The 11,822-nt window shown below is 52.1% G+C and carries 11 protein-coding genes and 1 pseudogene; 7 read left to right on the forward strand and 5 right to left on the reverse strand.

The annotated features are described in order from the left end of the window. Positions 1-50: 50 nt before the first annotated feature. Positions 51-611 carry a spermidine N1-acetyltransferase gene (gene speG / locus E0L21_RS16190; RefSeq protein ID WP_131411248.1) on the forward strand — a complete coding sequence of 187 codons (561 nt, stop codon included), beginning with the start codon at positions 51-53 and terminating at the stop codon, positions 609-611. Positions 612-630: 19 nt separating this feature from the next. Here speG and E0L21_RS16195 read toward each other — a convergent pair whose 3' ends face one another. Together E0L21_RS16195 and E0L21_RS16200 are read right to left on the reverse strand one after the other, a co-directional pair. Further along, positions 631-1,341, reverse strand: a complete 711-nt coding sequence (locus E0L21_RS16195) for a YnfC family lipoprotein (protein ID WP_170312069.1) — start codon at positions 1,339-1,341, stop codon at positions 631-633. Positions 1,342-1,420: 79 nt separating this feature from the next. Beyond that, a complete protein-coding gene (locus tag E0L21_RS16200; RefSeq protein WP_131411252.1) occupies positions 1,421-2,059 on the reverse strand; it encodes a LysE family translocator in 639 nt (212 codons plus the stop codon). A 106-nt stretch (positions 2,060-2,165) separates the two neighbouring features. Between E0L21_RS16200 and E0L21_RS16205 the strand changes: the two genes are divergently transcribed. The 6 genes from E0L21_RS16205 (at position 2,166) to dmsD (ending at position 8,180) form a co-directional block, all read left to right on the forward strand. Then, positions 2,166-3,077: a LysR substrate-binding domain-containing protein gene (locus E0L21_RS16205; protein WP_131411254.1), complete on the forward strand. Its 912-nt coding sequence runs from the start codon at positions 2,166-2,168 to the stop codon at positions 3,075-3,077. Positions 3,078-3,169: 92 nt separating this feature from the next. Beyond that, the gene (locus tag E0L21_RS16210) at positions 3,170-3,451 is read left to right on the forward strand and encodes a DUF1161 domain-containing protein (protein ID WP_131411257.1); all 282 of its coding nucleotides are present in this window, start codon (positions 3,170-3,172) and stop codon (positions 3,449-3,451) included. Positions 3,452-3,602: 151 nt separating this feature from the next. After that, a complete protein-coding gene (gene ynfE, locus E0L21_RS16215) occupies positions 3,603-6,041 on the forward strand; it encodes a selenate/tellurate reductase subunit YnfE (protein WP_131411259.1) in 2,439 nt (812 codons plus the stop codon). A 10-nt stretch (positions 6,042-6,051) separates the two neighbouring features. After that, on the forward strand, positions 6,052-6,669 hold the full coding sequence (locus E0L21_RS16220) for a DMSO/selenate family reductase complex B subunit (RefSeq protein ID WP_131411261.1): 618 nt from the start codon (positions 6,052-6,054) through the stop codon (positions 6,667-6,669). 1 nt (position 6,670) lies between these two features. After that, positions 6,671-7,528: a dimethyl sulfoxide reductase anchor subunit family protein gene (locus E0L21_RS16225; protein WP_131411263.1), complete on the forward strand. Its 858-nt coding sequence runs from the start codon at positions 6,671-6,673 to the stop codon at positions 7,526-7,528. Positions 7,529-7,568: 40 nt separating this feature from the next. Beyond that, complete coding sequence (gene dmsD / locus E0L21_RS16230; RefSeq protein WP_131411265.1) at positions 7,569-8,180, forward strand: Tat proofreading chaperone DmsD; 612 nt, start codon at positions 7,569-7,571, stop codon at positions 8,178-8,180. A gap of 130 nt (positions 8,181-8,310) precedes the next feature. Here dmsD and E0L21_RS25410 read toward each other — a convergent pair whose 3' ends face one another. From E0L21_RS25410 to E0L21_RS25415, 3 genes and pseudogenes are all read right to left on the reverse strand, one after another. After that, positions 8,311-8,823, reverse strand: a complete 513-nt coding sequence (locus E0L21_RS25410; RefSeq protein ID WP_328590668.1) for an anthrax toxin lethal factor-related metalloendopeptidase — start codon at positions 8,821-8,823, stop codon at positions 8,311-8,313. Beyond that, positions 8,812-9,046: pseudogene (locus tag E0L21_RS16235) on the reverse strand (RHS repeat protein); the annotation flags it as partial. The pseudogene E0L21_RS16235 and the gene E0L21_RS25410, both read right to left, overlap by 12 nt. Positions 9,047-9,832: 786 nt before the next feature. After that, positions 9,833-11,822 (reverse strand): RHS repeat protein (locus E0L21_RS25415; RefSeq protein ID WP_131411267.1); only part of this gene is annotated, 1,990 nt, incomplete at its 5' end.

Below are 11,822 nucleotides of genomic sequence, written 5' to 3' on the forward strand. Positions count from 1 at the left end.
CTCCGGGCGCGCACTGCGCCCGACTTCCGGTTTAAATAAAAGGATTTTTCATGAGTGACGCTTATACCGTCCGCCTGCGCCCGCTCGAGCGTGAGGATTTACGCTTCGTTCATCAGTTGGATAATAACGCCAGCGTCATGCGTTACTGGTTTGAAGAACCCTACGAAGCCTTTGTTGAACTTTCTGACCTGTATGACAAGCATATTCACAATCAAAGCGAACGCCGTTTTGTGGTCGAGTGCGATGGCGAAAAAGCCGGGTTAGTGGAACTGGTGGAGATCAACCATGTTCACCGCCGTGCAGAGTTTCAGATAATCATCTCCCCGGAATTTCAGGGCAAAGGGCTGGCATCAAAAGCGGCGAAGCTGGCGATGGATTACGGCTTTACGGTACTCAATCTGTACAAGCTCTATCTGATTGTTGATAAAGAGAACGAAAAAGCGATTCACATTTACCGCAAGCTGGGATTTATGGTCGAAGGCGAATTGATCCATGAGTTCTTTATTAACGGTGAGTACCGCAACACCATTCGCATGTGTATTTTCCAGCAGCAGTACCTTGAAAACCACAAAACAAGCGGCCCGACACTACTGAAACCCACCGCGCAATAAAGCACGGTGGTCAGCGGCATCAATAATACTCGATGGTGTTTTTGATGCTGTATTTGTGCGTCACCTGTGGCGTAACACTTTCGTCCACAATCTCCAGGCTGCAACTCACCGGGTTATCATGGCTGTCGTATTCACAGGCCTGTTTCACATTGCCCAGCGGCTTATCGTTCAGCGTGCTGACAGAGGTGTAATCGAGCTTTTTGCGCTTATCTTTCGAAGGCGTAGACACAACAGACAACGTCGCGTCTTTCGATGCCGTGGTTTTCCCCAGCGGATACCCTTCATCGTCATAGCGGTATTTGACCTCTATCTCCTTGCCTGTTGCGCGAACCACAAATCCGTTATCGTCGGTGTCCCAGGTTACGCCTGCTGAGGGGAACTCCGCCAGTTGGCATTTGCCCTGTAAACGCAGACGTTTTTCCTGCGATTCCGCCTCGACATAGTAGTTAGCATCCAGCACCAACGACACGCCGCTGTTGTTTTCCAGATCGTGCAGTTCAAGCGTATCGAAACATCCCTCTTTCGACATCGTTCCGGTAACGCGTTTCGTGACTTCACCTTTGTCGTTAAGCAACGTCTGGCTAAAATCTTTAACCGGGCCACGCAACGGATCAAAATCGAATTCATTCGAGAAGCTAGCCATTTCTGGCGTGAATGAAACAGGTCCCTTCGGCTTATCACATCCGGCAAGCGCCACTGCCAGAGAGATAAGTAACAGCTGTTTTTTCAATGGGTTCACCACATTTTTCTTTTGTAATGCGCTTATATTAGCAAAAGCTTTATAACTTAGGGCAATGACTTCTTTGTGGTTATGCCTGGCTATTGACGATTAACAGCAGCGAATAGCCAGCGCCACTCACGCCTATCAGCAATAAAATCAATGACGAGAAGGTAGCAAAACGCCCACTCTGTTTCGTCGGTAGCCAACGTTTTACAGCCAGGATATAGAGCGTTAAAACACTAAAATCCAGCACCACCCAGATAGCAGTAAGGAGCGTGATACTGGCGGAAAACTCGCCGGTAATGCCGGTAAACTGCGGGAAAAAAGCGATAAAAAACAGAATATCCTTCGGGTTCGCGATGGCTGTCATAAAGCCCACAACAAACCCGCCTTGCCCGCCATTTTGGGAAATTTTTTTGCCTTTTTCTCGCCGCAAAGCGTGCAATGCTTGCACCGCAGTAATCGCAATAAAGAGCGAACCGGCCAGTCCTACCAGATTTAGTAGCCTGGACGAAAGCGTAACAACGCCTGCCAGCGTTAACCCCGCCAACGCAATAAGCGCCAACGAGGCCAGATTAGTGCCTGCCAGCGTTAAAAACGCACGCGCGTGGTTGCCCCGCGCCGCTGCCGCGCACACCAGCGCCACCACCGGCCCGGGCGTTACCAGCAAGGTTAGTACCACACCAATGTATGTTCCCAGCAGCACCACATTAATTGAACCCATCATCTCACTCCTTTTACGTATTAACGGAGTATCACCAGAAAGCGCTGGGCTGAAAAACGAGTTAAACTGCCGTTCGCTATGCAAAAAACTCACAATGGATAACGAACAGATGAATCAAAACCTGCCACCACTTTACGCATTACGGGCATTTACCGTTGCCGCGCAAATGGCATCATTTAGCCAGGCGGCCCTTTTTCTCAATGTCACGCCCGGGGCAGTCAGCCGCCATATCCGTACGCTTGAGGAGTGGTTTGGATGTCGTTTGTTTCAACGCCATGGCCCAAAAATTTGGCTTACCGAGGCAGGAAGCCAGTTGGCCGTTCGTTTACAGGACGGTTTTTTGCAACTGGAAAATGCCTGCCAGACACTGCGCAGCCACCAGCATCAACTGCGGCTCAAAGCCCCGTCGACGCTGACAATGCGCTGGTTATTAAACGTGTTGAGCGCCTTTCGCCAGCAACACAGTACGCCACAGGTGGAGATCAGCAGCGTATGGATGGATATCGACACCGTCGATTTCCGCACAGAGCCTTTCGATTGCGCCATCCTGCTGGGCAACGGCCACTTTGGTGAGTACACGCAAAGCCTGCGTTTATTTGATGAGTGGTTGATCCCGCTCTGTGCCCCGGCGCTTAAAGCGTTGGCGCAGCGCGAACTGGCCAGTTGCGCCTTGATTCACCCTTCACGCGATCGCCGCGACTGGCGGCGCTGGCAGGCAGGAAGCGGTTTATTTCCCACACTCGCTCTTGGCGGCGGCGCGGTTTTTGACACGCTGGAACAAGCCTACCAGGCGGCAATCGGTGGTCATGGCGTGGCGGTCGGCGATCTGCTGCTCAGCCTGCCCGCGCTGGCGCAAAATCTGCTCACGCTCCCCTTCCCAAAAGCAATTAACACTGGCGACAGTTACTGGCTGGTATGGCCAAAAGATTCGCCGCGCAAAAAGAATATCGATCATCTCGGCGAATTTCTGTGCGCCGCCGTACCGGTCTATTTTCCGCCAGAGGTGGAGTTATTAAAATAACGATAACGGCTTATTCAGATGATTCAGATATTTACCTTTTGTGGGCATCTCAGATGCTAAGCTTAGAGCAGACAAAACAGAAGGAGACGAGGATGCACTATTCACGTTGGCTTTGCGCATTACTGCTGGTGAGTTCTCTACCGGCGTTCGCCGCGCCGGATTCATGTGAACGGGTTAAAACCGATATTCAGCAACGTATTATTAATAATGGCGTCCCGGAAACGGGATTTACGCTGACCATCGTGCCTAATGATCAGGCTGACCAGGCAGGTTCGCAGGTCGTCGGTCATTGCGCCAATGACACCTACAAAATTCTCTACACCCGCAACAGCGGCGCTGCTTCCCAGAGCGAAGAAGGCGCTGGCACGCAGTAAATCAAATCCCCCTTAATTTCAGGGGGATTCCCTTCCCTTTGATCACGCTTAAGATTCTTCTACTTCCTAATGATTAACATGTTCACTTCATTAGCCTGCTTTTAATACGCCAGGTAATTTCTTTTTATTATAAATAATAATGGAGTGAGCTATGTCCGATACTGAACACCAGGGAGGGATCAGCCGACGAACGTTGGTGAAATCCACTGCTTTAGGGTCGCTTGCGCTGGCCGCCGGGAGTTTTTCTCTGCCCTTTGGCATGCGATCTGCCGCCGCCGCCGTGCAACAAGCAATGCAACCCGCGCCAGACAAAGTGGTGTGGGGAGCCTGCTCGGTCAACTGCGGTAGCCGCTGCGCGCTGCGTTTGCATGTCCGTGACGATGAAGTCTACTGGGTCGAAACCGATAATACCGGTGACGATATCTACGGCAATCACCAGGTTCGCGCCTGCCTGCGCGGGCGTTCTATTCGCCGCCGTATTAATCACCCGGATCGCCTGAACTACCCGATGAAACGCGTCGGTAAACGCGGCGAAGGTAAGTTTGAACGTATAAGCTGGGATGAAGCGCTGGATACCATCGCCAACAGTTTGAAAGGCGTGGTGCAAAAATATGGCAACGAAGCGGTATACATTAATTACTCCTCCGGTATTGTCGGCGGCAACATTACCCGTTCTTCCCCTTCCGCTTCGATTATTGCCCGTTTGATGGCGATGTACGGCGGTTTTCTCAACCAATACGGCACCTATAGCACCGCGCAAATCTCCTGTGCGATGCCTTACACCTACGGCGCTAACGACGGCAACAGCACCTCGGATATCGAAAACACCAAACTGGTGGTGATGTTCGGTAACAACCCGGCGGAAACCCGCATGAGCGGTGGCGGCATTACCTATTTCCTTGAGCAGGCACGTGAACGCTCTAATGCGCGGATGATCGTTATCGATCCGCGTTATACCGATACCGCAGCCGGGCGCGAAGATGAGTGGGTGCCCATTCGTCCTGGCACCGACGCTGCGCTGGTTGCCGGTATGGCGTGGGTGCTGATTAGCGAAAATCTCGTTGATCAACCGTTCCTGGATAAATATTGCGTCGGCTACGACGAAAAAACGTTGCCTGCGGATGCCCCTGCTAATAGCCATTACAAAGCCTATATTCTCGGCCAGGGCGAAGACGGTATCGCCAAAACCCCGCAGTGGGCATCGCGTATCACTGGTATTCCGGCCGATAAAATCATCAAACTGGCGCGGGAAATTGGCAGCGCCAAACCGGCTTATATCTGCCAGGGCTGGGGGCCGCAGCGCCAGGCAAACGGCGAGCTGACTTCACGCGCCATTGCCATGTTGCCGATCCTCACCGGCAATGTCGGCATCAACGGCGGTAACAGCGGCGCGCGCGAATCCACCTACACCATCACCATTGAACGGATGCCGATGCCGGAAAATCCGGTGAAAACCTCGATTTCCTGCTTTACCTGGACCGATGCCATCGCGCGTGGCCCGGAGATGACCGCCAAACGCGACGGCGTGCGCGGCAAAGATAAGCTTGATGTGCCGATTAAATTCATCTGGAACTATGCCGGTAACACCATTACCAACCAGCATGGTGACATCAACCGCACTCACGACATTCTGCAGGACGACAGCAAGTGCGAAATGATTGTGGTCATTGAGAACTTTATGACCTCATCCGCCATGTATGCCGACATTCTGCTGCCGGATTTGATGACCGTTGAACAGGAAGACATCATCCCCAATGATTATGCCGGGAACATGGGCTACCTGATTTTCCTCCAGCCCGTCACCGCGCCGAAGTTCGAACGTAAACCGATTTACTGGATAACCAGCGAAATCGCTCGTCGCCTGGGGCCGGATATCTACCAGAAATTTACCGAAGGGCGCACGCAGGAAGAGTGGCTGAAATACCTGTACGCCAAAATGGTCGCCAAAGATCCGCAACTGCCCTCTTATGAAGCCCTGAAAGCAATGGGCATTTATAAGCGCAAAGATCCGAACGGCCATTTTGTCGCCTATAAAAAATTTCGCGACGACCCGATCGCCAACCCGCTGAAAACCCCCTCCGGCAAAATTGAAATTTACTCCAGCAAGCTGGCGGAAATTGCCAAAAGTTGGGAGCTGGATAAAGACGAAGTGATTAGCCCGCTGCCGATTTACGCCTCAACGTTTGAAGGCTGGGACGATCCTGTGCGTGAGAAATTCCCGCTGCAATTATTCGGTTTTCACTATAAAGCGCGCACCCACTCCAGCTACGGCAACATTGATGTGCTGCAGGAAGCGTGTCGCCAGGAGGTGTGGATCAACCCGATCGACGCTGAACGACGTGGGATCAAACAGGGCGATATGGTGCGCGTCTTTAACGAACGCGGAGAAGTCCGTATCGCCGCGAAAGTGACGCCGCGCATCATGCCGGGCGTCAGCGCGATGGGCCAGGGGGCCTGGCATCAGGCCAATATGGACGGCGATCGCGTCGATCACGGTGGCTGTATGAACACGCTGACCACGCACCGCCCTTCGCCACTGGCAAAAGGCAACCCGCAGCACACCAATCTGGTCGACATTCAAAAGGTTTAAGGAGTAGCCGATGACAACCCAGTATGGATTTTTTATCGATTCTGCCCGGTGCACCGGTTGCAAAACCTGCGAACTGGCCTGTAAAGATTATAAAAACTTAACCCCGGACGTCAGTTTCCGCCGCGTGTATGAGTACGCCGGCGGGAACTGGCAAGAAGATAACGGTGTCTGGCAGCAAAACGTGTTTGCCTACTACCTGTCGATTTCCTGCAACCACTGCGAAGATCCGGCGTGCACCAAAGTCTGTCCGAGCGGTGCGATGCATAAACGGGAAGACGGTTTTGTGGTGGTGGACGAAGATGTTTGCATCGGCTGCCGCTACTGCCATATGGCCTGCCCATACGGCGCGCCGCAATACAACGCGGCAAAAGGCCATATGACGAAATGCGACGGCTGTTATGAGCGTGTCGCCGAGGGTAAAAAGCCAATCTGCGTGGAATCCTGCCCGCTACGCGCGCTCGATTTCGGCCCGATTGACGAACTGCGTAAGCAGCATGGCGAACTCTCCGCTATCGCCCCGCTTCCGGCCTCGCACTTCACGAAGCCCAATATTGTCATTAAACCAAACGCCAACAGCCGCCCGACGGGTGATACCACCGGCTATCTGGCAAACCCGCAGGAGGTGTGAGATGGGAAACGGATGGCATGAATGGCCGCTGGTTCTGTTTACGGTGCTCGGCCAGTGCGTGGCAGGCGGGTTGATTGTTACTGGCTTCGTCTGGATGAACGCCAAAGACGACAATATCGGCCAGATGCGGATTGTCCGCAGCCAGTTTTTGCTCTGGGTGTTGATGGGCATCGGTTTTATCGCCTCGATGATGCACCTCGGTTCACCGCTGCGTGCGTTTAACTCGCTGAACCGTATTGGCGCATCGTCACTGAGTAATGAAATTGCCGCTGGTTCGCTGTTTTTTGCCGTCGGCGGTTTCTGGTGGCTGCTGGCCTGGCTTGGCAAACTCCCCGCCGCGCTGGGGCGCACTTGGCTGATTGTTAGCATGGTGCTGGGGGTGCTGTTTGTCTGGGCGATGACGCGGGTTTACCAGATTGATACCGTGCCGACCTGGCATAACGGCTACACCACCGCCGCCTTTTTCCTCACCATGTTGACGGGTGGGCCGCTGCTGGCGGCGTTGCTGCTGCGTCTGGCGGGCATGCGCTTTCCAGCCTCGCGTTTTGCCACCATCAGCGTTGCGGCACTTATCACAAGCGTTGCAGTGGTGATGTTGCAGAGCATGCAGCTTGGCGAAACCCACAGCTCAGTGCAGCAAGCGATCGCGCTGGTACCGGATTATGGCCTGCTGCAGGTGGTGCGCTTATTGCTGGTCGTCCTTGGGCTCGGTTGCTGGATCTGTCCGCTGGTGATGCGCAGACAGCCGAAAGCCAGTAGCTTGCTGGCGGGCGTTGTGCTGGTAGTCGCCGGTGAAATCATTGGCCGTGGCCTGTTTTACGGCCTGCATATGACCGTTGGCGTTGCCGTCGCGGGTTAATCACAGTGCGCGGGGAAACCCGCGCTTTTCGGGAGAAACCATGACTGATACAACCCGCGAGTCCTTTATTTTTACCGCCCGCGTGTTGGGCGCGCTGTTTTACTATCCACCAGAGAGCGAACCGTCCGCGCCGCTCATCGCCGCGCTACGCAACCGCGAGTGGCTGGAACAATGGCCATTACCGGAAGAGGCACTGATTCCGCTGGCAGACGCGTTCGCGCAACCTTGTGACGAGCCGCTAAATGAGGCCTGGCAACGGTTGTTTATCGGCCCGTGGGCGCTGCCCGCACCACCGTGGGGTTCGGTATGGCTGGATAAAGAGAGCGTACTGTTTGGCGACTCGACGCTGGCGCTACGTCAGTGGATGCGCGACAACAATATCGCGTTCGATACCGGGCAAAACGAGCCGGAAGATCACTTCGGTACCTTGCTGCTGATGGCGGCGTGGCTGGCGGAGCAAGGCAATCACACCGCCTGCGATCAATTACTGGCCTGGCATCTGCTGCCATGGAGCGGGCGATTTCTTACCGAGTTCGGTAATAACGCACAGCACCCGTTTTTCAACGCGCTGGGGCAACTTGCGCGGCTTATGTTGGCGGAGTGGCAATCACAGTTGCTTATTCCGGTGGCGCAAAAACCGCTGTTTCGCTGAAAATGCCAAGCGGAACGTCTTTGGACGTTCCGCTTGGGGGAAAACAGTGTAAGTAATTAAAGATTATCCGCTGCACGCCATTTATCAGGTCAAATAAATCCATCTTGCATCGACGCTTATAAATTGCCCATCAGAGTTGCTGCATCTTATGAGAAATATAGGTCTTTATATTTGGCCAATTATGAAAATTAGTTCCTGAATAGAGATTGCTAAACCCTTCAGCAAAAGCTTCTTCGGCACCAGCTTCACTGCCACCTTGCCAATAATAATTATCGTCAGATGTCGGATCGGTGTGTCCTAAATCCTGTTCCCAGACGGAAACAAAACTACGTCGTCTACTCAAAAAATCGCCAATATCACCCGCGCCTGTTTCGCCCATCTGAGCCTTTTCGCCAAAACTGCGATCCAGAGCATGCGCGTATTCATGCAAAACTAAATTTGTTGATCTGTGCCCCTCCGCAAGTGACCACGCGCCTTGTTCATTCCGGCTTACCGCAACAATCGTTTCATCAGGATGAATCGACGCATCAGCCCCTTGTCCCAACGCGCCAAGGCCTGGGACGGTATCCCATGTAACACCCTCAGGCCATCCCCGCGGCGTTACACCTTTTAAATGACTTCGGCTCGGATACGTGCGCAGCACCGTGCCATTAAGGTCGTGGAGATAACTGAAGTTCGCCAGCCCGGCGGCATACAGACGCGGGTCAGCGCTTTGTGACGGCTGGCCACGCACATCAAACTGATGGCGGGTGATGCGCTCGTCGGTGGTGTCCGGATGGCGGTGATACGCAATGTCGCGCACCGTTAGGCTTCGGTTATCAAGCACCGCAACTGACGTTTTTTTTACTGTAAAGGGATGTGCTCATTAACATTTTCTCATAGACGTTTGTGCTTAATGCAACCCTCGGTTACACGAAAAGTATAGGTTGCAGGCGTTACTTTTATCCGGGATGTTTTTTAAAAACGCTATGAGAAATGAATAAATCCATAATGAGAAAAATAAAACAGAACCATGATATTTACATAAAAGTATAATAGCGACGCAGTCACTATAGAAATAAAATACATTAATAACAAAATAATATCCAAAGGCTGAAACGAGATGAAGCCTCCATCAACTTTGCCCGGCAACCAACACCCCAAAAGCTTTTAGAGCATATATAGAAAAAAACGCAAAATCAGCTCATTCCGATTATTTAATCCGATTGAAAAGCTGCTTGTTATTTTCCCTCCCATTATGTTTGTCTTTATTCTATTTTCAGCAAAACAGCGGTTCTGATGGCCATCATGACCACTAAGAGCAGAAGGCAAGCAAGGGAGTCGATAAACTAGCGCGGCTGAAATACTATGCGCCAGATCTGCGACGGCAATCTGGATGGGAAGTCCGGAACGTTTTGCAACCGACGATCGAGCTGTGACAACAGAGAGCCAGCCAGCGTGATGCCACGCCGTCTGTTCATTACTTCCCGCCAGACTTACACCCTCTAAACCCTGTACTGGCGGGAAATGTGCCGGGCGCCCTTTCCATGGGTGTACAAACGATATAGATCAGCAGAAGCTCATTACATAAAATCCAGGCGCACGCCCATAACGAGGATAAAATGTCGATTCATATCATTAAGATAGAAACAATGTTCGCGTATCTCACGAGATCAATGATGTATGATGTTGTAGTGGTGTTTTTGTATTTTTATCCCTCCGGGAACAAGTAACTGAGGACGATAAAAAGTCTGCACCACGCTGTTTATATCACTGGCGACTTCACTTTGAAGTTTTTTCCTTGTCCCTTCTCCCAGTTTTTTAAAATCATTTACCACTGTTAACCTGAGCCCTTCACTCATGTCTTTACCGTAATAGATTGAACCAACAGTAGCTTCTCCTTCGTCATCATTAAAGTTCCATCCCAAACTGGAACTGAACTCCTCAAAATCTTCTTCGGTAGTAAAAAATGCTCTTTTCCTTTCGGAAAGCTCTTCTCGTTCAAGTGGATCAAGGATGTCGTGAGTTTGTAAAAGCGAAAATTCTTTATGTTCTTCCAGTGCTTCATAACTAATATGATACCCCACGTTGCCAAACCGACTTTTCCCTTTTCCCATCTCACTCTTTAGACCTAAAGAAAAAAAAGCAAAATGCGTGGTTCCCAGCAAGCCTATATCTAAAGCATCAGTATTTTCTGCATTAAATTCTATTCCTTGTTGCTCAAGCTGATGGCGAGATAAAAAATGCACGCTTCCGTCAAAGCTTGAAAAATCTTTATCCGAATGATGTGTAACATTAAAAGGTGTGTAGTTAAATTTTTCCAAAAAATCCGACTCTAGTGAGCCTTCGGCAGGTTCATTGAAATGTGCTAATACCCTGTCAAGATTACGTCCGGATTGAAGGGCTATAATATCAAGTGCATCGTCAATATCCTCCGGTTCTTCCTCAATATAGTCGCTGAACATTCTTCCTTTAGTAAGCATATTGTAATAAGCCTCTTTGACAACATCGTCCGCAACAAACCCGTTCTCATCATAAAATCTGACAGGGTTATTTCGCACCATTCTGAACAAGTTTATACCATCTATGCTGCCTGACGGATCAGCGGAAAGCCACCGCCCCACCCATGGCTGATAATAGCGGTAACCGTAGTAATAGAGCCCCGTTGCATCCTGCTCCTTGCCGGAATAACGAATCGTTTTGTAATCCGCTTCCAGCTGGCTGCGCGCGGCAAACAGCGCTGTGCCGCCATACGGGTAATACTCCTCCTGGCTGATAAGTTCGCCACTGCCGTCCACTTCCAGCGCGCTGCTGCCGGTAAGGTTGTCGTAGCTGTAACGAATCGGGTCATTAGCAATTCCGGCAGGCTGACCGCTTTCCCAGTGCAGTACCCGCACCTGCGCGCGTCCGGCAACGCCGACGGTTATCACCTGTAATTCTTCGGTTGTGCTGTTGCGCAGCTCCAGACCCGGCAGATAAATCACCTTTTTCGTCTGTGTGCTGTTGCCGGTCAGTTGCGAAGTCACTTTCACGATGCGCTGGCTGCTGGCGTCGTAGCGGTAACTTTCGCTGTCATCGGGTTCGCCGTTGCGGGTGACGGGCGTGACTTTCTGCAGTTCCTGTCGCGCCGTCCATACCAGCGACTGACCGGGCAGCAACTGTTTCTGCTGGCCGCCGGCGGTGAACAGCGCCTCCACATCCGCCGGATTTTCGGTGAAGGTGCTGAGCACCGCGCGGTTGCTGCTGTCGGAGACGGTGATGCTGGTGGTGTAGTTATTGCCGGAGGCCGGGGCGCTGTGCTGAATTTTCGTCAGGTTACCGGCGTTGTCGTAGGTATATGTGCGGGAGTAGTTCGTGTAGGTGGCGTTATCGAAGGAGGTGAAATCAGGCCGGTTGCTGTTCTGCTGTGCCGCACTGGCCATTTCGCGCCCGGTGGCGCTGACCAGCTGGTACAGGCTGTCGTAGGTATAGGTGTTTTCGGGAACGACTTGCTGATTGCGCCAGAAACGGGTCTCCTCGGCATCGTTAGTAATCACCAGCACGTTGCCCACCGGGTCGTACTCGTAGCGCAAATCCTGCAGCACTTTTGTCGTTGTCACGCGTTCGGTTTTAATACCCACCAGCCGCTGGGTTTCGGCTTCATATGAATACGTGGTCACCACG

This window comes from Kosakonia quasisacchari (assembly GCF_004331415.1).
Taxonomy (GTDB): domain Bacteria; phylum Pseudomonadota; class Gammaproteobacteria; order Enterobacterales; family Enterobacteriaceae; genus Kosakonia; species Kosakonia quasisacchari.